The 21,708-nt window shown below is 68.5% G+C and carries 22 protein-coding genes; 15 read left to right on the forward strand and 7 right to left on the reverse strand.

The genetic code is table 11. The features are described 5' to 3' along the window. Nucleotides 1-10 precede the first annotated feature (10 nt). Nucleotides 11-1,621: an alpha-glucosidase gene (locus tag I7S92_RS19240; protein WP_197647161.1), complete on the reverse strand. Its 1,611-nt coding sequence runs from the start codon at nt 1,619-1,621 to the stop codon at nt 11-13. A gap of 212 nt (nt 1,622-1,833) precedes the next feature. Here I7S92_RS19240 and I7S92_RS19245 point away from each other — a divergent pair, with 212 nt between their 5' ends. Continuing rightward, complete coding sequence (locus I7S92_RS19245) at nt 1,834-3,069, forward strand: MFS transporter (protein WP_197647136.1); 1,236 nt, start codon at nt 1,834-1,836, stop codon at nt 3,067-3,069. Nucleotides 3,070-3,148: 79 nt separating this feature from the next. Here I7S92_RS19245 and I7S92_RS19250 read toward each other — a convergent pair whose 3' ends face one another. Next, nucleotides 3,149-4,192, reverse strand: a complete 1,044-nt coding sequence (locus I7S92_RS19250) for a DUF4424 family protein (RefSeq protein WP_197647137.1) — start codon at nt 4,190-4,192, stop codon at nt 3,149-3,151. A 193-nt stretch (nt 4,193-4,385) separates the two neighbouring features. On the opposite strand from I7S92_RS19250, the gene I7S92_RS19255 reads away from it, so the two are divergent. The 4 genes from I7S92_RS19255 (at nt 4,386) to I7S92_RS19270 (ending at nt 8,848) form a co-directional block, all read left to right on the forward strand. Continuing rightward, the gene (locus I7S92_RS19255) at nt 4,386-5,555 is read left to right on the forward strand and encodes an MFS transporter (RefSeq protein ID WP_197647138.1); all 1,170 of its coding nucleotides are present in this window, start codon (nt 4,386-4,388) and stop codon (nt 5,553-5,555) included. A 91-nt stretch (nt 5,556-5,646) separates the two neighbouring features. Beyond that, nucleotides 5,647-6,669 (forward strand): aspartate-semialdehyde dehydrogenase, encoded by a 1,023-nt coding sequence (locus I7S92_RS19260; RefSeq protein ID WP_197647139.1) that lies wholly within the window; start codon nt 5,647-5,649, stop codon nt 6,667-6,669. 36 nt (nt 6,670-6,705) lie between these two features. After that, nucleotides 6,706-7,149, forward strand: coding sequence for a hypothetical protein (locus tag I7S92_RS19265; RefSeq protein ID WP_197647140.1), 444 nt, complete (start codon nt 6,706-6,708; stop codon nt 7,147-7,149). A gap of 79 nt (nt 7,150-7,228) precedes the next feature. After that, nucleotides 7,229-8,848: a DUF4139 domain-containing protein gene (locus I7S92_RS19270; RefSeq protein WP_197647141.1), complete on the forward strand. Its 1,620-nt coding sequence runs from the start codon at nt 7,229-7,231 to the stop codon at nt 8,846-8,848. 53 nt (nt 8,849-8,901) lie between these two features. On the opposite strand, the gene I7S92_RS19275 is transcribed toward I7S92_RS19270, so the two are convergent. Continuing rightward, complete coding sequence (locus I7S92_RS19275) at nt 8,902-9,552, reverse strand: carbonic anhydrase (protein ID WP_197647142.1); 651 nt, start codon at nt 9,550-9,552, stop codon at nt 8,902-8,904. A 151-nt stretch (nt 9,553-9,703) separates the two neighbouring features. On the opposite strand from I7S92_RS19275, the gene I7S92_RS19280 reads away from it, so the two are divergent. The 3 genes from I7S92_RS19280 to I7S92_RS19290 all read left to right on the forward strand — a co-directional run bounded on the left by I7S92_RS19280 (nt 9,704) and on the right by I7S92_RS19290 (nt 12,505). After that, entirely contained in the window at nt 9,704-10,084 is a 381-nt protein-coding gene (locus I7S92_RS19280) for a hypothetical protein (RefSeq protein ID WP_197647143.1), read from the forward strand. 208 nt (nt 10,085-10,292) lie between these two features. Beyond that, entirely contained in the window at nt 10,293-11,675 is a 1,383-nt protein-coding gene (locus tag I7S92_RS19285; protein WP_197647162.1) for a leucyl aminopeptidase family protein, read from the forward strand. Nucleotides 11,676-11,689: 14 nt separating this feature from the next. After that, nucleotides 11,690-12,505: a C40 family peptidase gene (locus I7S92_RS19290; protein ID WP_197647144.1), complete on the forward strand. Its 816-nt coding sequence runs from the start codon at nt 11,690-11,692 to the stop codon at nt 12,503-12,505. Nucleotides 12,506-12,581: 76 nt separating this feature from the next. Here I7S92_RS19290 and I7S92_RS19295 read toward each other — a convergent pair whose 3' ends face one another. Together I7S92_RS19295 and I7S92_RS19300 are read right to left on the reverse strand one after the other, a co-directional pair. Then, nucleotides 12,582-12,926 carry a DUF2794 domain-containing protein gene (locus I7S92_RS19295; RefSeq protein ID WP_197647145.1) on the reverse strand — a complete coding sequence of 115 codons (345 nt, stop codon included), beginning with the start codon at nt 12,924-12,926 and terminating at the stop codon, nt 12,582-12,584. A gap of 30 nt (nt 12,927-12,956) precedes the next feature. After that, complete coding sequence (locus I7S92_RS19300) at nt 12,957-13,952, reverse strand: asparaginase (protein ID WP_197647146.1); 996 nt, start codon at nt 13,950-13,952, stop codon at nt 12,957-12,959. Nucleotides 13,953-14,108: 156 nt separating this feature from the next. Here I7S92_RS19300 and I7S92_RS19305 point away from each other — a divergent pair, with 156 nt between their 5' ends. The 3 genes from I7S92_RS19305 (at nt 14,109) to I7S92_RS19315 (ending at nt 17,175) form a co-directional block, all read left to right on the forward strand. Then, entirely contained in the window at nt 14,109-14,627 is a 519-nt protein-coding gene (locus I7S92_RS19305; RefSeq protein WP_197647147.1) for an invasion associated locus B family protein, read from the forward strand. 122 nt (nt 14,628-14,749) lie between these two features. After that, nucleotides 14,750-15,922 carry a dual-specificity RNA methyltransferase RlmN gene (gene rlmN, locus I7S92_RS19310; protein ID WP_197647148.1) on the forward strand — a complete coding sequence of 391 codons (1,173 nt, stop codon included), beginning with the start codon at nt 14,750-14,752 and terminating at the stop codon, nt 15,920-15,922. Between the two features lie 41 nt (nt 15,923-15,963). Next, nucleotides 15,964-17,175, forward strand: a complete 1,212-nt coding sequence (locus I7S92_RS19315) for a winged helix-turn-helix domain-containing protein (protein WP_197647149.1) — start codon at nt 15,964-15,966, stop codon at nt 17,173-17,175. A gap of 153 nt (nt 17,176-17,328) precedes the next feature. On the opposite strand, the gene I7S92_RS19320 is transcribed toward I7S92_RS19315, so the two are convergent. Both I7S92_RS19320 and I7S92_RS19325 read right to left on the reverse strand, forming a co-directional pair. Continuing rightward, nucleotides 17,329-17,670 carry a hypothetical protein gene (locus tag I7S92_RS19320; protein WP_197647150.1) on the reverse strand — a complete coding sequence of 114 codons (342 nt, stop codon included), beginning with the start codon at nt 17,668-17,670 and terminating at the stop codon, nt 17,329-17,331. Between the two features lie 132 nt (nt 17,671-17,802). Beyond that, entirely contained in the window at nt 17,803-18,624 is an 822-nt protein-coding gene (locus I7S92_RS19325) for an LOG family protein (protein ID WP_197647151.1), read from the reverse strand. Between the two features lie 83 nt (nt 18,625-18,707). Between I7S92_RS19325 and dapD the strand changes: the two genes are divergently transcribed. The 4 genes from dapD to I7S92_RS19345 all read left to right on the forward strand — a co-directional run bounded on the left by dapD (nt 18,708) and on the right by I7S92_RS19345 (nt 21,584). Further along, on the forward strand, nt 18,708-19,532 hold the full coding sequence (dapD, locus tag I7S92_RS19330; RefSeq protein ID WP_197647152.1) for a 2,3,4,5-tetrahydropyridine-2,6-dicarboxylate N-succinyltransferase: 825 nt from the start codon (nt 18,708-18,710) through the stop codon (nt 19,530-19,532). A gap of 1 nt (nt 19,533) precedes the next feature. Continuing rightward, nucleotides 19,534-19,872: a DUF8846 family protein gene (locus I7S92_RS19335; RefSeq protein WP_197647153.1), complete on the forward strand. Its 339-nt coding sequence runs from the start codon at nt 19,534-19,536 to the stop codon at nt 19,870-19,872. A gap of 144 nt (nt 19,873-20,016) precedes the next feature. Beyond that, nucleotides 20,017-21,168, forward strand: coding sequence for a succinyl-diaminopimelate desuccinylase (dapE, locus tag I7S92_RS19340; RefSeq protein WP_197647154.1), 1,152 nt, complete (start codon nt 20,017-20,019; stop codon nt 21,166-21,168). Then, nucleotides 21,168-21,584 carry a GNAT family N-acetyltransferase gene (locus I7S92_RS19345; protein WP_197647155.1) on the forward strand — a complete coding sequence of 139 codons (417 nt, stop codon included), beginning with the start codon at nt 21,168-21,170 and terminating at the stop codon, nt 21,582-21,584. Before dapE ends, I7S92_RS19345 begins: the two co-directional genes overlap by 1 nt. Nucleotides 21,585-21,708 lie beyond the last annotated feature (124 nt).

Genomic DNA, 21,708 nt, shown 5'->3' on the forward strand with positions numbered 1-21,708 from the left:
TGCGCCTGCCTCAATCCCTGACCGAGACCTCGCCTGTGACCGGCAGGAAGGCTGCGGCATTGGGGCCGAGGGTCAGCCGGTCGCCGTCCAGCACCGCATTGAACGAGACCGCATCCAGGTGCTCCGCGCCCGCCACCGTCACCGACAGCGCCACCGGCGACAGGTTGAACAGGCACAGAAGCGCGGCCTCGCCCTCGCCGCGGACGAAGCCCAGCACCGGGTCATGCAGGTCGAGGAACCGGGTCCGCCCGGTCCGCAGCACCGGCGTCGCCCGGCGGAAGGCCAGCATCGCCCGGTAATGCTCCAGCACCGAGCCCGGCACCCCCGCCTGGCCCGCGACATGCCGCGCCGCCTGCTCCGCCTTCACCGGCAGCCAGGGAAGACCCGTCGAGAACCCGGCCTGCGGCGAGGCGTCCCAGACCATCGGCGTGCGGGTGTTGTCGCGGCCGATCGGCTCGGGCCAGAAGGCGATGCCCTGCGGGTCGGTCAGCTCGTCCAGGTCGAGCGGCGTATCGGTCTGGCCCAGCTCCTCGCCCTGCCAGAGACAGATCGAGCCCTCGAAGGACAGAAGCAGCGATCCGGCCTGCTTCGCCAGGCAGTCCAGCGTGTCGCCATAGGCGGCCCAGCGGCTGACATGGCGCGGCACGTCGTGGTTGGAGAAGGCCCACATCGGCCAGCCTCCCGCGGCCCCGGCGAAGAACTCGGCCAGTTTCGCGCGGAAGTAGCCGGGGGAATAGTCGTTGCCCATCATCTCGAAGCTGTAGCACTGATGCAGCCGGCCGGGCGCGGTGTAGTCGTTCATCATGCGGATCGCATGGTGGCTTTCGCCCATCTCGCCCACCGAGATCGCGCCGTATTCGTCCAACAGCCCGCGCACCCTTTCCAGCCAGGGCAGCGTCTCGGGCTGGTTCTTGTCGAACAGGTGGTACTGCATCCCGTAGGGGTTGGCCTCGGTCTCGGGCTTGATGCGGTAGTCCGAGGGATTGTCGCGGAATTTCGCGTCGTGGAAGAAATAGTTGACCGTGTCGAAGCGGAACCCGTCCACCCCCCGGTCCAGCCAGAAGCGCAGGGTCTCCAGCGCCCAGTCCTGGACCTCGGGGTTGTGGAAGTTCAGGTCCGGCTGACTGGCCAGGAAGTTGTGCAGGTAATACTGCTTGCGCCGCGCGTCCCAGGCCCAGGCGGTGCCGCCGAAGACCGACAGCCAGTTCGAGGGCGGGCCGCCGTCGTGGCGGGCATCGGCCCAGACATACCAGTCGGCCTTGGGGTTCAGCCGGTTCTGGCGGCTTTCCACGAAGGCCGGGTGCCGGTCCGACGTGTGGCTCAGGACCTGGTCGATGATGACCTTCAGCCCCAGCTCATGCGCCCTCTCGATCAGCCGGTCGAAGTCTTCCAGCCGGCCGAAGACCGGATCGACGTCGCGATAGTCGCTGACGTCATAGCCCATGTCCTTCATCGGGCTGCGGAAGAAGGGCGAGAGCCAGACCGCATCCACCCCGAGCCCGGCCAGATGGTCAAGCCTGCGGGTGATGCCGGGCAGGTCGCCCACCCCGTCGCCATTGCTGTCCTGGAACGACCGGGGATAGACCTGATAGGTCACCGCGCCACGCCACCATTCCTGCATCCCCGCCTCCCTGCCGCGCAGGCGCAAGATGCGCAACATTGCCCACCCTACGCTGTCTCCCAGCCCCATAGCCCTCCGCGGCCGGAGGAAAAAGGCCCCTCTGCCCCCAAACAGCGCGGCTTCCTGCCGACCGGCCCGCGACGCAGCCGCAACTTCCCGGTTGACCCCGCCGCTTCGCCGCAGCACCTTCCGGCCCCAGCCCGGAGTCGCCGATGACCAAAGCCCCGCTCGTCACCCCCGTCCTGATCGCCGGATCGGTGATCCTGATGATCTCCTTCGCCGTCAGGGCCAGTTTCGGCGTGTTCCAGATTCCCATCGCCGAGGAATTCGGCTGGATGCGGGCCGATTTCTCGCTGGCGATCGCGATCCAGAACCTGGCCTGGGGCATCGGCCAGCCCCTGTTCGGCGCCCTGGCCGAGCGGTTCGGCGACCGCCGCGCGATCATCGCCGGGGCGCTGCTCTATGCGGCGGGGCTGGTCCTCTCGGCCTATGCGGTCACGCCGGGCCAGCACCAGCTGCTGGCGATCATCATCGGCTTCGGCATCGCCGGCACCGGCTTCGGCGTGATCCTGGCCATCGTCGGTCGCGCCACCAGCGCCGAGAACCGCTCGATGGCGCTGGGCATCGCCACGGCCGCCGGCTCGGCCGGGCAGGTGATCGGCGCCCCCTCGGCCGAGTTCCTGCTGCAATCCTGGTCCTGGCAGGTCGTCTTCGTGATCTTCGCTGCCGTGATCCTGGCCACGCTGGCGGCGCTTCCCTTCCTGCGCAGCCCGCAGCTGGCCACGAGACACGAGCTGGAGGAGAGCATGGGCACCGTCCTGGCCCGCGCCATCCGCGACCCGTCCTATACGCTGATCTTCCTGGGCTTCTTCTCCTGCGGCTATCAGCTGGCCTTCATCACCGCCCACTTCCCCGCCTTCGTGACCGAGCTCTGCTCGCCCATCGATAGCAGCAGCCTGCTCGCCGGGCTGGGGATCACCTCGACCTCGGCGCTGGGGGCGGTATCGATCGCGGTGATCGGGCTGTTCAACATCATGGGCACACTGACGGCCGGATACCTGGGCAAGCGTTATACCAAGAAGTATCTCCTGTTCGCGGTCTATGTCGGCCGCACCATCGCCGCCGCCGTCTTCATCCTCATGCCGATCACCCCGGCCTCGGTGCTGATCTTCTCGGCGGTCATGGGCTCGCTCTGGCTGGCGACCGTGCCGCTGACCAGCGGCCTTGTCGCGCATATCTACGGCATCCGCTACATGGGCACGCTCTACGGCTTCGTCTTCCTCAGCCACCAGATCGGCGGCTTCCTCGGCGTCTGGCTGGGCGGGCGAATGTACGACCTGAACGGCGACTACACGCTGGTCTGGTGGATCGGCGTCGGGGTCGGGGCCTTCTCGGCCGTGGTCCACCTGCCGATCCGCGAGCGCAGCATGATGGCGCAGCCCGCTTGACCCTCCTCCTCGAGCACTTCGTGCACTCGTCGGGGGGTGGCCCCGCGAGGAGTGCGCGAAGTGCTCGACGAGCCGCCCGCTACTCCTTCGGCATCGGCTGGACCACCAGCACCTCGAGGTCGCGTCCGGGCGTGTAATCGGTCTTCTCGATCACGAAGGTGGTCGGGCCCGTCTTCCTCACCCCCTCGGCGCAAAGCGAGATCACGTTCCCCGGATCGCCCTTGTCCAGCGTCAGGCTGAACCTGCCGATGGGTCCGGCCCAGCTGTTCGCCGTCCGCAGGACGTAGGAGAGGTAGAAGGCGGTGCCGTAGTTGCCGTATTCGTCGCCCCCGGGGCTTTCCAGCGCCTTCGCCATCGCCCTCGAGGTGGCCGCATCGATGCAGTACTGGTCCACCAGCGCCTGCTGATAGTCCTCCGGCGGCTCGGACCAGTAGAACAGGCCCCCCGGCGGGCGATTGGTGTAGCTGTGACCGATCCGCAGCTCCTTGCCCGCCCGGAAGGTCTGGGTCCAGTGATAGCGGGTGACGATGGACCATGCGCCCCAGACATCCGGCGGGATGTCCTGCGCCGCGTCGCCCTCGTAGTATTCCGCCAGCCCCAGCGCCGCGACCTCGTTGCGCTTTTCCTCGGGGAAGGACAGGAGCAGTTCGCGCAGCGCGACCCAGTCCAGCGCCAGGGGAATGCCGAGGCGTTCCAGATCGGCGGTCACCTCGCGGCCCGGCGTGTCGTATTGCTCGGCCGGGGTGGCGCTTTCCCAATTCTCCTGCACCACGGCGATCCGGTCGATGGCGACCGCAACCGGCTGGCCGTCGACCGTGGCGGTGAAGCCGACGAGATCGGGCTGCGACAGGTCCTCGGGCAGGTTCATCATCCCCTCGTAGCCCGCCCAGACGCCGATCGGGGGCAGGGGAAAGATCACCTCGCCGGTGACATCCCGGCCGGTCGTGTTGCGGAAGACATAGTCCACCGTGACCCTGTCGATCCCGATGAAAAGCCGCTCCTCCTCCATCGCGACGGCCTCGGTCTGGCCGAAGGTCAGGCCGGTGGCGGAAAGCCCGCCGAAGCCGTCGTTGGCAAGCGCAGGGCTGGCAGAGATCAGGACAAGGCAAAGGCACAGACGCATCGAAACCTCCGGGAGCAATTCCCCGCATCTGACGCCCGTCGCCGGATTCCCACAAGTCCGCCGGGCACCGGAATTTTTGAAAAATTCCGGACCGGAGCCTTCAAAGGCTCCGATGCGATTTCTTCAAGAAATCGCCTTGCGCCCGGCCGCCCGGCTTGTCACAACCTCCGGACCCCTGCGAGAGCTCCGCCCCATGCGCATCGGCATTGCCGCCCTCGTCCTGGCCTATGTCCTCAGCCAGTTCTACCGCGCCTTCCTGGCGGTGATGACCCCGGTCCTGACCAAGGAGCTTGGCGTCTCGGCGGCGGATCTCGCCTCGGCCTCGGGCTGGTGGTTCCTGGCCTTCGCCGCGATGCAGGTCCCGATCGGCGCCTGGCTCGACCGGGTGGGGCCCCGGCTGACCACGGGCCTCCTGCTGGCGCTGGGCGCGGGCGGGGCGGTCCTGTTTTCCCAGGCGACCGGGGCCCTGCAGATCAAGCTGGCGATGGCGCTGATCGGCGCGGGCTGCGCGCCGGTCCTGATGGCGGGCTATTTCATCTTCGCCCGCAGCTTCTCGCCGACGGTCTTCGGCACGCTGGCCGCGCTGATGCTGGGGGTGGGGACGCTGGGCAATGTCGCCTCGGCGCTGCCCCTGTCCTGGACGGTCGCGGCCTTCGGCTGGCGCGAGACCATGCTGGGCCTTGCCGTCATCACCGGCGCGGTGGCGCTGGCGATCCTCGCGCTGGTGCGCGACCCCGAGCGGCTGGAGGCCGGGCGCAGGGGCTCGCTGATCGAGCTTCTGCGGATGCCCGCGCTCTGGCCGATCCTGGCGATGATGGTGGTCTGCTATGCGCCCATCGCCGGGCTGCGCGGGCTGTGGATCGGGCCCTATTTCGCCGATGTGCATGGCGCGGACCAGCTGGAGATCGGGCGGATCAGCCTCTGGGTCGGGCTGGCCATGGTGGCCGGGAACTTCGCCTACGGACCGCTGGACCGCATCTTCAGCCGCAGGAAATGGCTGGTCATCGCCGGCAATGCGGCGGCGGTGGCCTGTCTCTTCGCCTTGTGGTGGTTCGCGGCGGCCCCGCCGGCGGTGACGACCGCGATCCTGGTCGCGGCGGGCTTCCTGGGCGCGAGCTTTCCCATCGTGCTGGCGCACGGCCGGTCCTTCGTGCCGCCGCACCTGACCGGGCGGGGGGTGACGCTGCTCAACCTCTTCGGCATCGCGCCCATCGGCATCGCCCAGATCATCACCGGCCGCATCCATGCCGCGACCCCGGCCGCCCCCGCGGCCGCGCCCTATGCGGCGGTGTTCCTGTTCTTCGCCGTCAGCACCGCCATCGGCCTGGCCGTCTATCTTCTGTCACAGGACCGGGCCGACTGACGCGAGGCCCGACGAATCCGCTTTCCCCCGCGCGGCCCATGCGCTAACAGCCGCCCGTCCCGAGGTCCGGGACGGACAAAGGAGAACCCCGATGGGCTACAAGGTCGTCGTCGCGGGTGCCACGGGCAACGTGGGCCGCGAAATGCTGAACATCCTCGCCGAGCGCGAGTTCCCGGTGGACGAGATCGCCGCGCTGGCGTCGCGCAAGTCCCTCGGCACCGAGGTCAGCTTCGGCGACAAGACCATCAAGACCAGGGACCTCGACACTTTCGACTTCACCGGCTGGGACATCGCGCTCTTCGCCGTCGGCTCCGAAGCGACGAAAGCCTATGCCCCCAAGGCCGCCGCGGCGGGCTGCGTGGTGATCGACAACTCGTCGCTCTACCGCTACGACCCGGAAATCCCGCTGATCGTGCCGGAAGTGAACGCCGACGCGATCCACGGCTATGCCAAGCGCAACATCATCGCCAACCCCAACTGTTCCACCGCGCAGATGGTGGTGGCGTTGAAGCCCTTGCATGACCGCGCCAGGATCAAGCGCGTGGTGGTCTCGACCTACCAGTCCGTCTCGGGCGCCGGCAAGGAAGGCATGGACGAGCTCTGGGAGCAGACCAAGGCGGTCTACAACCCGGTGCAGGAAGTCCCGCCGAAGAAATTCTCCAAGCAGATCGCCTTCAACGTGATCCCGCATATCGACGTCTTCCTCGACTCGGGCGAGACCAAGGAAGAATGGAAGATGGTGGCCGAGACCAAGAAGATCCTCGACCCCTCGATCAAGGTCACCGCGACCTGCGTCCGCGTCCCGGTCTTCGTCGGCCATTCCGAGGCGATCAACATCGAGACCGAGGAGTTCCTCGACTGGCAGGAAGCCCAGGACATCCTGCGCGAGGCGCCCGGCATCATGCTGGTCGACAAGCGCGAGGCGGGCGGCTACGTCACCCCGATCGAATGCGTGGGCGAATTCGCGACCTATGTCAGCCGCGTGCGGCAGGATTCGACCATCGAAAACGGGCTGAACCTGTGGTGCGTCAGCGACAACCTGCGCAAGGGTGCCGCGTTGAACGCGGTGCAGATCGCGGAACTGCTGGGTTCGAGGGTGCTGAAGAAGGGCTAGGACTTTCTTCACCCTTGTCTGACAGGGTCTCGGTCCATGGCCGAGACCCTTTTCCATTGCGATGACCTGCTCTGGGCGCGTTTTCTCGCCCTGTGCCGGGCGCGAGATGAAACCCCCGGAGCCATGCTGCGCGACCTCGTGCGGCTGGAAGTGCAGCGCAACGAGCGTCGCAATGCGAGGAGTGACGAAGTCATCGACGAGCCGCTCCTCGTGCGCCTTCGGCTTCTCGTCGCGGAGGCGCTTGCCGAAGCGCAGGACTGGCCCACGCTGCAGTCCGCCCTGCGCCAGCGTGGCCTCCGCTTCCAGCCCGCGGGCGGTGGCCTCAACCTGATCGACGCCGCCACCGGCGAACCCCTCGCCAGGTCCAGCCAGGTCGGCCCCGCCTATCTCGCCCTTGTCCGTCGCTTCCGGACGGGCTTCCCGGGCCATCCGCGTCCCGGCCTCGCCGCGCAGGCGCTGGCGCGGCAAACGGGGCGATAGGGACGGGTTTCCCGCCTTGCGCAACGCGCGCCGACGGGCCTACCCTCGCGCCCGGACCATTCCCCGACAGGCCACCGCCATGCGCATGCTTCTCCCGCTCCTCCTCGTCACCGCCCTGCCTGCCCTGGCCGACACGATCCCCGCAGCCAGCCGGATCACCGCCGTCACCGTCTACCCCGAGGGCGCGAGACTGACGCGCGAGGTCACCTTCACCCTTCCCGCCGCCGGGCGGCACGAGCTTCTGGTCACCGACCTGCCCGCGGCCAGCGAGCCGGGGCTGATCCAGCTTGCCCCCGGCGCGGACGTCCGGCTTGGCGCCTTCAACCTGCGCGCCGACCGCCTCCCCCCGCGAGAGGAGCCGTTGACCCCCGCGCAGGCGGAAGCGAAGGCCGAGGTCGAACGGCTTGAAGCCTCCGAGCAGGCGGCGCTTCTCGCCCTCGATGCCGTGCAGGCCCGGGTCGAGGCCGCCGAGGCGCAGGCGCGCTTCCTGGCCTCCTTCTCCGGCGCGCTGCCCGATGCCGCCACGCCCGAGACGATCCGGGCCATGGCCGCGATGATCGGAACCGAGACGCTGGCGGCGCGTCAGACGGCGCTTGCCGCCCGCGCCGAACTCTGGCCCGCCCGCAAGGCCCTGGAAACGGCGCAGGAAGCCTTGCAGAAGGCCCGCGCCGCCTTCGACGCCCTGCCCTCGGCCGACATGGACTATACCGCGCTGGCCGTCGAGCTGACCGCCGGGGCCGGGGACCATTCCGTCACCATCACGCAATATGTCGGCGGGGCGGGCTGGCGGCCGTTCTACGAGCTGAAACTCACGCGCGAGGGCGGCGATGCGCTGGCCTTCGACCGCTCTGTCCTGGTGACGCAGCAGACCGGCGAGGATTGGTCCGGGATTGCGCTGACGCTCTCCTCCTCGGCGCCCAGCCACCAGTCCGCGCCGTCGTCGCTCTGGCCCGAACTGCGCCGGATCGAGCCCGAGGGGACGAAGGACGACCTGTCCCGCCTGGCCGGAGGGGCGGCGATGGATGCCGAGGCGATGCCGGAACTGGCCGCCCCGGCGCCCATCGCCGCAGCGGCGGCGCTGGAAGGCGATACGGTAGTGTACCACTACCCCGAGCCGGTCACCGTGGCCTCGGGGGCCGAGGACCTGCGTCTTGCCCTCGACAGCCTGAGCTTCGCGCCGGTGGTCAAGGCCCTCGCCGTGCCGCGCCTTGACGCGACCGCCTTCGTCTCGGCCAGCTTCATCAATTCCGGCGGCGAACCCCTCCTGCCCGGCGAGGCGCTTCTCTTCCGCGAGGGCGTGCTGGTCGGGACCGCCTGGATCGACGGAATCGCACCGGGGAGCGAGACCGGGATCGGTTTCGGCGCGGTCGAGACGCTGCGGCTGAAGCGCGAGATGCCAAGGCGCGCGGCGGGCGAGACCGGGGTCTTCACCACCGCGAACGAACAAAGCGAAAGCGTGGTGATCACGGTCGAGAACACCGGCGGCGAGGCCTGGCCGGTGCGGCTGCTGGACCAGGTGCCCTACAGCGAGCAGTCCGAGCTGGAGATCGAGGTCACCGCCTCGCCCGCGCCGGACGAGACCGACGTCGACGGCCAGCGCGGCATCCTCGCCTGGGAGTTCGACCTGGCCGCGGGCGGAAAGCAGACCATCATGCTGGAGCACAGCCTCCACTGGCCCGAGGGCATGGAGCTTCGCTGAGCGCGCATGGGCAGGGTGGGCAAAATTGCCCACCTTGCGCCCGCGCCCGCCGGTCAGACCGCGACGAAGATCCCCCGGGCCGGGTCGAACTGCTCCAGCAGCCCCTCGCCGGTGTCGTTCCACAGTCCGTGCAGCGTCAGCCGGTCATCCTCCACCGCCGATTTGACGAAGGGGAAGGTCAGCAGGTTGTCGAGGCTCGTGAGCACCGCCTGCTTTTCCAGCGCCCGCAGCAGCTCGGCCTCGGGCAGGCCGGCCACCTTCTCGTAGCCGGGGCGCAGGATGTCCATCCAGCGGCCGACGAAGCTGGATTTCTCCTCCAGCTGCGGGGCATGGCCGCTGCACATGTCGTGGCAGCCCTTCACCCCGCCGCAGTTCGAATGGCCCAGCACCACGATATGCGCCACGCCAAGGCTCGCGACCGCATATTCCACCGCCGCCGAGGTGCCGTGGCGCTCACCGTCCGGGGTATAGGGCGGCACCAGGTTGGCGATGTTGCGGTGGATGAAGAACTCGCCTTCGTCCGCGCCGAAGATCGAGGTGACGTGTACCCGGCTGTCGCAGCAGGAGATCACCATGGCGCGCGGATGCTGCCCGGATTCGGCCAGGCGCCGGAACCAGGCGCGGTTGTCCTGGTAGGTCGTCGCGCGCCAGCCGTGGAAACGCTGGACGAGGTAGCTGGGCAGGGGGCGGATGTGGTTCGTCATGGGCTCGGTCCTTCGCTGCCGGTCCTGCCTAAGGCGCATTCGTCGAAAATTCGAGAGGCAATTTCCCGTGCTTCCGCGCCGAGGGCAACCCTTTCTTCAGCATGAGGGCGCAGGATCGGCATCGGGTTGTGTTGGATTATGGGTGATCCGAATGGGACAGGTGACGGTCTTGCGGCCGCGGGATGTCGTGCGCCAGGATGTCGAGGCGATCGCGGTGATGTACCGCAATCTCGGCGCGCCGGTGGCCGAACAGATGGTGACGCGGGCGCTGGGGGAACTGGCGCTGACGATGGCGGGCATCGCCGAGAAGGTCCGGGCGCAAGAGCTGCGCGATCTCGCGCGCCAGCTCGGCCGCCTGCGCCGCCTGTCCGGGGATATGGGCCTGGTCACTCTGGCCATGGTCGCGGGGGATGCGAAGACCTGCCTGGAGCGGGCGGACGGCACGGCTTTCTCTTCCGTCTGGGCGCGGCTTCTGCGGGTGGCGGAACGGTCGCTCTCCCCGGATCTGGGTACGGCGGACCTTTCGGGCTGAGCCATGGGCCGGTCCGCGTCATCCAGGCGATGCGCGGACCGGCTTGGGGCCGCGGGCGCACTTTCTGGGGACAGGGCCTTGCCTCGACCGATGACGATTGCCGTTCCTTCAGGAATTGTTAGACCTTCGTGACACAAGTCTTGCGCAAGATGCAAATTCCCTTGCCCCTGAAGGAAACCCCGTGACCCGACCCCAAGCCGCCAACGAGATGACCTTTGCCGCCGCCTCCGCTGCCGCCCTGCCGCTGCATGTCCTGCGCCCCGAGGAGCTTGCCGCCTTCCGGCGGGGCGCGGGCAAGGCCTGGGCCGGCTGGCTGACGGGATTCGAGGCCGGCCTGGGCGAGGTCCGGCTCCTGCCGGGGCCGGGCGGAGCGGTTGCCGGGGCGGTGGCGGGCTACGGCACGGCCCAGGCCCGGCGGCGGCTGCGCTTTGGTCTGGCAAAGGCGGTGGCTGCGCTGCCGGGCGGCGACTGGCGGCTGGAGGGTAACCTCTCCGCAGACGAACGGCGCGAGGCTGCGCTCGGCTGGCTTCTGGCCGGTTACCGATTCGACCGCTACCGCCCCGGCCGCCAGCCGGCCGCGGCGCCGCGCCTCGTCTGCCCCGAAGGGCTGGACGCGGGCCGGCTCATCGCCATGGCCGAGGGCGAGGTGCTGACCCGCGACCTGATCAACACGCCGGCGCAGGACATGGGGCCGGGAGAGCTTGAGGTCGTGCTGAACTCCCTGGCGCGGCGGTTCGGGGCAAAGGTCGCGGTCACCTCGGGCGAGGCGCTTCTGGCACGCAACTTCCCGATGATCCATGCCGTCGGCCGCGCCAGCCCGCGCGCCCCGCGGCTTCTGGACATGAGCTGGGGCGAGCGCGGGCCGAAGCTCACCCTTGTCGGCAAGGGGGTCTGCTTCGACACCGGGGGGCTCAATCTCAAGCCCTCGTCGGGGATGAGCCTGATGAAGAAGGACATGGGCGGCGCGGCCACGGTCATGGGGCTGGCGCAGATGATCATGGCGCTGGACCTGCCGCTGCGCCTGCGGGTGCTGATTCCGGCGGTCGAGAATGTGATCGCGGGCAATGCCCTGAAACCCAAGGATATCCTGACCAGCCGCAAGGGCCTTACCGTCGAGGTCAACGATACCGATGCCGAGGGCAGGCTGGTCCTGGCCGACGCGCTGGCCCATGCCTGCGAGGACAAGCCCGACCTCCTGGTCAGCATGGCCACGCTGACCGGCGCGGCGCGGGTGGCGGTGGGGCCGGACCTCGCGCCCTATTACTGCGATGACGCCGGGCTTGCCGCCGCGCTCGAGGCAGGGGCTGCCACGGGCTTCGATCCGGTCTGGCGGATGCCCTTCCACGACGCCTATGAAAGCGTGATCGAGCCCGGGATCGCCGACCTGGACAATGCGCCGGGCTACGGCTTCGCCGGCTCGATCACCGCCGCGCTGTTCCTGCGTCGCTTCGTGGACGTGCCGCGTTATGTGCATTTCGACATCTACGGCCACACGCCCAGCGACCAGCCCGCCCGGCCCAAGGGCGCGGTGGGCCAGGGCGCGCGGGCGCTTTTGGGGGCCTTGCCGCAGGCGCTGGGTCTGAAGGCCTGAAGGGGGAGAGGGTGATGGATCGCAGGACGACGCCGTTTTCCGGCAGGGTGGCCCATGTCTCGCTGCGGGATCTGGTGGCCGCCCCCCTGACCGAAGGCGAGCCCGCGCGGGTCGTGGTGCCCCTGGCCGACCTTCGCGCCGCCCCGGACGGCGCGCGGGACCGCCAGCTTCTGATGGGCGAGGCGGTGACGGTGATCGACCGCGACCGGGGCCATGCCTTCGTGATCTCGGAAAAGGACGGCTATTGCGGCTGGCTGGCCGAATCGACGCTGGGGGACGGGCCGGAGCCGACGCATTGGGTCATGGCCCCCGCGACCCATCTCTACGAGGCCCCCTCGGTCCAGGCGCGCGAGATGGTCTCGCTCAGCCTGGGCTCGCGCGTGGCGGTTAAGGGCGCCTGGGGGGCCTGGGCCAGCACCGACTTCGGCTATGTGCCGGTGGCGCATCTGCATCCGGTCGGCCAATGGGCCCCCGATCCGGTGCTGGTCGCAGAAAGCCTGCTGGGCACGCCCTATCTCTGGGGCGGGAACTCCCGCTTCGGCATCGATTGCTCGGGCCTGGTGCAGGTGGCGCTCTACGCGGCCGGGATGGCCTGTCCGGGCGACAGCGACATGCAGATGGCGATGGGCCGCGGGCTTGGCGCGGAGGAGCAGCCGAAGCGCGGCGATCTGGTGTTCTGGAAGGGCCATGTCGCGCTGGTGGTGAACCAGGACCTGCTGATCCACGCCAACGGCCATACGATGTCGGTCAGCTATGAGGGCATCCGCGAGGCCGTCGCCCGGATCTCGGCCAATGGCGGCGGGCTGGTGCAGGCGCGGCAGCGGGTCTGATCCCCCGCTCGTCGATGCACTTCGTGCGCTCCTCGCCGACGAGGAGACGCAGTCGAACGAGGAGGGGGCCCGCAGGCTAGACCGGGCCGATCATCCGCCGCTCCAGCACCTTCAGCACCTGGTCGAGGTCGTGGCCCCGCCGCAGCACGCGGCCGTCCATCCCGACGACGGCGTAAAGCCCCTGGCGGTTGCGCAGCTTGGGCCGCTTCTCGATCCGGTAGAGCGGGGTCTCGGCCGTGCGGCGGAATACCGCGAAGACCGCCAGGTCGCGCATCGCGGCGATGGCGTAATCGCGCCACTCGCCCGCCGCGACCATCCTCCCGTACAGCCGCAGGATCAGCCCCAGTTCGCGCCGGTCGAAGCTGACCTCATCGGGGACGCGCTGCGTCTGCGGAAACGGGATCGGAGCCTCGGCGTTCATCCCTAAAGCTTACCCGCTTTGCACCTTTAATCAACGGGGAAAGCCCGGCGCGGCCCGGACGGTCCCGGTCTCCAGCCCGCGCCAGTTGCGCTGGACGCCGCCCAGCCGCTTCAGCGCGGCGGGATGGCCCGGGTCCAGCACCCCGGCCCGGATCAGAAGGGCGGTGATCGCCGCCTCGGATCCGCGGGTGCCGCCATCGACGATCTTCAGCGCGATGCCGCGCTTCTGTTCGGGCAGGATCGCCACGAAGACGGCCTCGGCTCCGGTCTTCAGCGCGACCGCATGGCCCATGGCGCGCATCAGCTCGGTGCAGGCCCGGCCCTCTCCGGCCACCAGCTCGGGATGGGTGGCCATGGCGCGGGCCAGCCGCTGCATGGCGCGCGCGCGGCCATCGCCATCCTCGCGCGCCGCCGCAAAGGCCTGCATCGCGCGCGCCAGCCCCGCGACCGTCACCGCGAAATTCGGCGCCGAGCAGCCGTCGATCCCGTAGCCTGCCACGGTCTCGCCCGTGACCTCCTCGGTCGCCTCGCGGATCATCCGCTGCAGGGGATGGTCGATCTCGACATATTCCGGCCCCGCCTTCAGGTGCCGCGCCACGGTAAGGAAGCCGCAATGCTTGCCCGAGCAGTTGTTGTGCAGCTGGCAGGGGCTTTCGTCGGACTTGATCAGGCGGTTGCGCTCGTCCCGGTCATAGGGCTCGTGCGCGCCGCAGCGCAGGTCGGGCTCCGCCAGGCCGATCGCGGCCAGCCAGTCCCCGGCCAGTTTCACATGCCGCGCCTCGCCCTGGTGGCTGGCGCAGGCAAAGGCCAGGTGCGCGGGCGTCAGGCCAAGGGCATCGGCAGCCCCGGTCTCGACCAGCGGCAGGGCCTGGATCATCTTGCAGGAGGAGCGCGGGAAGATCACCTTGTCCGGGTCGCCCCAGCTGTCCTCGATCCCTTCCGGGCCCCAGATCACCGCATGGCCGGCATGGGTGCTTTCCAGCAGCCCGCCGCGCCAAAGCTCGACCATCGGATGCGCAGCCGTCATGGCGATCCCCGTAACATATGCGCGAATTGTCGCCCATGGGGCTTTCGCGGATTGGTGTTTTTGGCTAAGGCTGGAATATCGGGTAGATAGGCGCCGCGCCAGTGAAAACGGCCGGGTGGCGCCGGGCAACAAGACAGCTTGGAGGCTGCGTCGGACATGACTTCCCCTATCGGTCGCGCGCTTGCGGTCGCCACGTTCTCGGTTCTGGCCACGGCCGCCGTGGCGCAGGAATCCACCAATCTCGTCGCCACGATGACGGATTGGAGCGTCTTTGCCGAGGAAAGCCCCAAGGAATGCTGGGGCGTCTCGAAGCCCAAGGAATCGGTGAACACCCGTGACGGCCAGCCGGTCAGCGTGCGGCGCGGCGACATCCTGCTGTTCGTGACCTTCCGTCCCGGCAAGCCGGGCGAGATCAGCTTTACCGGCGGCTATCCCTTTGCCGAGGGATCGACGGTCGAGGTGACGATCGACGGCAAGCCGCACCAGCTTTTCACCGATGGCGAATGGGCCTGGCCCGGCAGCCCCGAGGATGACGCCAGGCTTCTGGCGGCGATGAAGGCCGGCGGGGCGGCCACGCTTACGGCGCGCTCGGGCAAGGGCACGCAGACGGTGGACAATTTCTCGTTGCGCGGCTTCACCGCCGCCATGGAAGACGCCGAGAAACGCTGCAAGTAAGCGCCCGCAGCGGCACCCCGGCGCCCCCCTCGCGGGGCGCTTTTCTTTTGGCCGCGTCTCGCCTATATCCGCAACGACATTCAGATCGCCTGTGACAAGGCCCGGTGAAAGGATCTGCCGCCATGAGCGCCCCCATCACGCAAGACGTGCTGACCATTCCGCGCAAGCTGCCCGAGGGCGGCAGGACCAATATCGTCGGCCTGACCCGCTCCGCCCTGCGCGAGGCACTGATCGCCGCCGGGACGCCCGAGAAACAGGCGAAGATGCGGCTCGGCCAGGTCTGGCAATGGGTCTACCACTGGGGCGTCCGCGATTTCGCGCTGATGACCAATCTCGCCAAGGACTACCGCGCGCTGCTGGAGCAGAACTTCTGCATCGAGCTTCCCGAGATCGTCACCCGCCAGATCTCGGAGGATGGCACCCGCAAATACCTGGTCCGCATCGCCGGCGGGCATGAGGTCGAGGTGGTCTATATCCCGGAAACCGACCGCGGGACCTTGTGCATCTCCTCCCAGGTCGGCTGCACCCTGACCTGTTCCTTCTGCCACACCGGCACGCAGAAACTGGTCCGCAACCTGACTGCGGCCGAGATCGTCGGCCAGGTGATGATGGCGCGCGACGATCTGGACGAATGGCCGGTGCCGGGCGCCCCCAAGGAAGAGGTGCGGCTGATCTCGAATATCGTGCTGATGGGCATGGGCGAGCCGCTCTACAATTTCGAGAACGTCCGCGACGCGATGAACATCGTGATGGATGGCGAGGGCATCGCGCTGGGCCGCCGCCGGATCACGCTCTCGACCTCGGGTGTGGTGCCCGAGATCGCCCGCACCGCCACCGAGATCGGCTGCCAGTTGGCGGTCAGCTTCCACGCCACGACGGACGAGGTGCGCGATGTGCTGGTGCCGATCAACAAGCGCTGGAACATCAACACCTTGCTGGAGGCGTTGAAGGCCTATCCGGGCCTGTCGAACTCGGAGCGGATCACCTTTGAATATGTGATGCTGGAGGGCGTGAACGACACGAAGGAGGATGCGCACCGGCTGGTGAAGCTTCTGGAAGGCATCCCGGCCAAGGTGAACCTGATCCCGTTCAACGAATGGCCCGGCGCGCCCTACAAGCGGTCGTCGGGCAACCGGATCCACGCCTTCGCCGACATCATCTACAAGGCCGGCTATGCCTCGCCGATCCGCACGCCCAGGGGCGAGGACATCATGGCCGCCTGCGGGCAGCTGAAATCGGCCACCGAGCGCGCCCGGAAGTCGAAGGCGCAGATCGCGGCCGAGGCGGGGCTCTGAACCCGGCTTGACCGCACTCCGGGCGGTGCTACCGATTGGCGATGCCCGAGCTGATCCCCAACCTTCGCGCCCGCCGCCTGTTCCTGGACCGCCATGCGCTTGCCGAGGCTCCGGCCGGTCCCGCGACCGGGGCGGCGCTGGAGGCTCTGGTCGGCCGGATCGGCTTTGTCCAGGTGGACAGCATCAACACCGTCGCCCGGGCGCATGAGATGATACTGTGGTCGCGGCGCCAGACCTTTCGCCCGCCCGCGCTGAAGCGGCTGATCGAGCGGGACCGGCGGTTGTGGGAGCATTGGACGCATGACGCCTCGATCCTGCCGGTGGGGCTGCATGGCCTCTGGCAGCACCGCTTCCGGCGCGATGCCTTGCGGCTGGAGGCGAACTGGAAACGCTGGTTCCGTGAGGGATATGAGGCGCAATTCGACAACATTCTCAACCGGATAGCCAGGGATGGCCCCGTGGGGACGGCGGATGTGGGCGAGGGGGAGGTCCGGGGCAAGGGCGGCTGGTGGGACTGGCATCCGTCCAAGACCGCGCTGGAATGGCTGTGGCGGACCGGGCGGCTGGCGATCACCCGGCGCGACGGTTTCGCCAAGATCTACGACCTGACCGAGCGGGTGATCCCCGAGGTCCACCGGGCAGCGGTGCCGGCCGAGGCGGTGACGGGTTGGGCCTGCCGCAGCGCGCTGGGGCAACTGGGCTTTGCGACCTCGGGCGAGATCGCGGCCTACTGGAATGCCGTCAGCCCGGAGGCGGCAAGGGACTGGTGCCGGGAGGCCCTGGCGCGCGGCGAGATCATCGCGGCCGAGGTCGAGGGGGCCTTGGGCCAGCGCCGCAAGGCCTTCATTTTCCCGGAGATTCTGGAGGAGGAGCCCCCCGCTCCGACCACCCGCCTGCGCATCCTGTCGCCCTTCGATCCGGCACTGCGCGACCGCGACCGGGCCGAGTTCCTGTTCGGCTTCCACTACCGGATCGAGGTCTTCGTGCCCGAGCCGAAACGGGTCTACGGCTATTACGTCTTTCCGGTGCTGGAGGGCGACCGGCTGGTCGGGCGGATCGACGCCAAGGCCTTCCGCGATGCCGGCGCCCTGCGGGTCAAGGCGTTCTGGCCAGAGGCCGGGGTGAAGCTGAGCAAGGCCCGCCGGTCGAAGCTGGAGGCCGAGCTGGACCGGCTGGCGGCGTTCGCGGGCTGCGGGAGGGTGGAATTCCTGGACGGCTGGGAGCGGGAGTGCCTGCGCCGGGCAAGTGGTTGAGAACGCGGTGGTAATCCGGCGGGTTACCGGAAGGTGAAGCGTCTGGCATCGGTCTGGCATGCGTCTGGCGTCCGTCCGGACCGGAAGCGGGCAAGGGCGGCGTTAACCCTGTGCCGGCGAATCGAGCTCTAACTTGAACACACCCGGAGCCGACTACCAGACAACGTCGATGATTCGCCCGTCCGAATGCTGACATACGCCTACACCGCCAGCAGTAGTGAAGCCCGATGAGTCAGCGTATCTCATTTGGCAATTCAGGGAGCTCCCTCTATTGCCCAGAAGAACGGCTACAAAGCGGTTGGTGGATGTTGCGCCAAACGCAGTGGTGTTGAACCCCCCGCCGAAGGCTGTTGCAACGCCGGATGAGGAGCCATCCATCACCGCCTTGCCCACAAATTTCTCATTTCCAATCGTGGCGGTATAGTTGTCTGAGTCGATGCCTTGCTCATAGGCAAAGATCACCCGTTCACCAGTACCGCGAATTTGTCCGGTCATTTCCCCTGCGCATCCAGTCAGTAGGGTGCAGGCAACAATCAGCGGGAGAAAAGTTCGCATCGCTCGCTCCTATAAACTATTGTGATCCAATAGCATTCAGAAGCGAACGGCAAGACCAATACTGGCATTGCGTCACCCCGGAATCTGCCAGCCGTCGATCACCGAGACCGCCTCTTCCGCTGTTTCCACCATCGCAAACAGCGAGAGGTCCTCGGGCGAGATCACCCCGGCCTCGGCGAGGTGGCCCCAGTTCACCACCGTCTCCCACCAGTCGCGGCCGAACAGCAGGAAGGGGATCGGCTTCATCCGGCCGGTCTGGACCAGGGTCAGGCTTTCGAAGAGCTCGTCCATCGTGCCGAAGCCGCCGGGGAAGACCACGATCGCCTTGGCCCGCATCAGGAAATGCATCTTGCGGATGGCGAAGTAGTGGAAGTTGAAGCTGAGGTCCGGCGTCACATAGGCGTTCGGGGCCTGTTCATGCGGCAGCACGATGTTCAGCCCGATCGACTGGCCCCCGGCCTCGTCCGCGCCGCGGTTGCCGGCCTCCATCACGCCGGGGCCGCCGCCGGTGGCGATGACCCATTCGCGGCCATAGGTGGCGACGCTGCGCTCGGTCATCGCATGGGCGAAGCGGCGGGCCTCCTCGTAGTAATGCGACAGGTTGGCGAGCGTCTCGGTCCGGGCGTGGTCGCGGTTTTCCGGCGCCGGGATGCGGGCGCCGCCGAACATGACCACGGTCGATTCGATGCCGCGTTCGTCCATGATCATCTGCGGCTTCAGCAGCTCCAGCTGCAGCCGGACCGGGCGCAGCTCCTCGCGCGTGAGGAAATCGTGGTCGGCGAAGGCGAGGCGATAGGCGGGCGCGCGGGTCTGGGCCGTGTCCGGGATGCGCTTGGTCGCCGCGATGTCCTCGATGCTGTCGCGGAACGGGTGGCTTCGGGGTTCGTCCTTCATGTGTCGCGCCTGGCAATTGCGTGGTGTCGGGATCAGCCTTATAGGGTCGGGGCCGCCGTGACCAACCGAAAAGGGAAATCCGCATGTCCTATGCCGCACTGGAAGCCGCCATCGACGCCGCCTGGGAGGCGAGGGACACGATCACCCCGGCGACCAAGGGCGAGACGCGCACCGCGATCGAGGCGACGCTGGCCGCGCTGGACGCGGGCACGCTGCGGGTGGCCGAGAAGCGCGGCAACGACTGGCATGTGAACCAGTGGGCGAAGAAGGCGGTCCTTCTGGGCTTTCGCCTCAAGGACATGGAGGTCCATACCGGCAGCGCGCAGGGCGGGACCTGGTGGGACAAGGTGGACAGCAAGTTCGCCCATTGGGGCGAGGCGCAGTGGAAGGCCGCGGGCTTCCGCGCGGTGCCGAACTGCGTGGTGCGCCGCAGCGCCTATATCGCGCCGGGCGTGGTGCTGATGCCGAGCTTCGTGAACCTGGGCGCCTATGTCGACAGCGGCACCATGGTGGACACCTGGGCCACGGTCGGGTCCTGCGCGCAGATCGGCAAGAACGTGCACCTGTCGGGCGGCGTCGGGATCGGCGGCGTGCTGGAGCCGATGCAGGCCGGCCCGACGATCATCGAGGACAACTGCTTCATCGGCGCGCGCTCCGAGGTGGTGGAGGGCTGCATCGTCCGCGAGGGCTCGGTCCTGGGGATGGGGGTCTTCATCGGCAAGTCGACCAAGATCGTCGACCGGGAAACCGGCGAGGTGATGTATGGCGAGGTTCCGGCCGGGTCGGTCGTCGTCGCGGGCTCGATGCCGTCGAAGGGCGGGATCAACCTTTACTGCGCGGTGATCGTGAAGAAGGTGGATGCGCAGACGCGGTCCAAGACCTCGATCAACGAACTCTTGCGGGACTGAGATGGAGGAGGCGCGCCCCGAGAAGGTCAAGCGGCCGCAGCAGGTCTATACGCTGGTGGTCGAGGTCGGCCGCAAGCCGGGGGATGGCCTGCCCGAGAAGGCCACCGGGGCGGGGCTGGTGATCTATGCCAGCGGCGTCGACGAGGCCGAGGCGGTGCGCGAGACGGTGGCGATCCTGAAGGAGGCCGACCTCGCGCCGCTGGAGGTCACCGGGCACGGCACGCTGGACGAGCGGCTGAAGGCCGGGGACGAGATCGACGCCGAGGAGCAGGCGCTGATGCGGCGCGCGCTGGACGAGAATTCGGTGATCGTGGCGCAGATGACGCCGTTCTACGACTGAGGCCGGGGTCGCTCCTCAATGGTCTTCGACCACTCGTCGCGGCGGCGCGGCGCGGAGGAGACGCGGTCGAACGACGAGCGCTGCGGTTGCGGCAGGGCGCGCCAGCGGTTAGGCAATAGGCCCGAGACAGCCCTGGATGACCCGATGCCGACCGAAAAGCTTGACCCCGCCGACCTGACCGCCCGCCTGATCCGCTGCCCCTCGGTCACGCCGCAGGAGGGGGGGGCGATCGCGCTGCTGGCGGGGATCCTGGGCGAGGCGGGATTCGCCTGCACCCGCGTCGACCGGGGCGGGATCGCCAACCTTTACGCGCGCTGGGGCAAGCAGGGGGCGAACCGGGCCTTCGGGTTCAACGGCCATACCGATGTGGTGCCGGTGGGCGATGCCAATGCCTGGAGGCATGATCCGTTCGGGGCCGAGGTCGAGGACGGGGTGATGTATGGCCGGGGGGCCTGCGACATGAAGTCGGGCGTCGCGGCCTTTGTCGCGGCGGCGGTGGATTTCGTGCGCGAGACCCCGCCCGATGGCGCGGTGATCCTGGCGATCACCGGCGACGAGGAGGGCGAGGGCGCCGACGGAACCGTGGCGATCCTGGACTGGATGGCCTTCAACGGCGAGCGGATGACGCATTGCCTGGTGGGCGAGCCGACCTGTCCGAACGAGATGGGCGAGATGATGAAGATCGGCCGCCGCGGGTCGATGACGGCGCATGTCACGGCGGTCGGGGTGCAGGGCCACAGCGCCTATCCGCACCGGGCGAAGAACCCGCTGACCGCGATGGTCCGCCTGCTGGCGCGGCTGGAGGCCGAGCCGCTGGACCGGGGGACGGCGCATTTCGACCCCTCGACCCTGGCGATCACCACCATCGACTGCGGCAATCCCGCGACCAACGTGATCCCGGCGCGGGCGACGGCCACGGTCAACATCCGCTTCAACGACATGCATTCGGGGGCGACGCTCTCGGACTGGCTGCGGAGCGAGGCGGCGGCGGTGGCCGAGGCGACGGGGGTGGAGATCGGGCTGCGGATCGGCATCTCGGGCGAGGCCTTCCTGACGCCTCCGGGCGCGCTGTCGGAACTGGTGGCGGAGGCGGTGGCGGCGGAAACCGGGCGGAAGCCGGTGGCCTCGACCTCTGGCGGGACCTCGGACGCGCGCTTCGTCAAGGATCATTGCCCGGTGGTGGAGTTCGGCCTGGTCGGCAAGACCATGCACCAGGTCGACGAGCGGGTGGAGGTGGCGCAGATCCACCAGCTGAAGGCGATCTATGGCCGGATCCTGCGGGAGTATTTCGCCTGATGCGTATCGAGGTGACGCGCGACATCGCCGCCTGCCGGCGCCTGCGCCGGGCGGTGTTCATCGAGGAGCAGGGTGTCGGCGAGGCCGACGAGCTGGACGGGCTGGACGAGGCGGCCGTTCACCTGCTGGCCCTTGACGGCGGGCGGCCGGTCGGGACGGCGCGGCTGCTGGTGAAGGGGGCCGTGGGCAAGATCGGCCGGGTCTGCGTGCTGCCGGAGGCACGGGGCACGGGCCTTGGCGCGGCGCTGATCCGGGCGGCGCTGGCGGAATTGCGCAGGGTGCCGGGGGTGGCGGAGGCTTGTCTTGGGTCACAGTCCCATGCCACGGGGTTTTACGAGAAGCTGGGATTCGCGGTCGAGGGCGAGGAATTCCTGGACGCGGGGATTCCGCATCGTCACATGCGCCGCGCCTTGTGACGGGCGGTCTTTCGAATCGAGCGCCTTGCGGCGCAGGTCTTTTGTCTCGTCGTCGGGCTTCGCCTCCTCCTCGGCGAAGATGAGTATTTGGGCCAAGAGGAAGCTTGTAGTCGGGTAGTCTTGG

This window comes from Tabrizicola soli (genome assembly GCF_015999335.1).
Classification (GTDB): domain Bacteria; phylum Pseudomonadota; class Alphaproteobacteria; order Rhodobacterales; family Rhodobacteraceae; genus Tabrizicola; species Tabrizicola soli.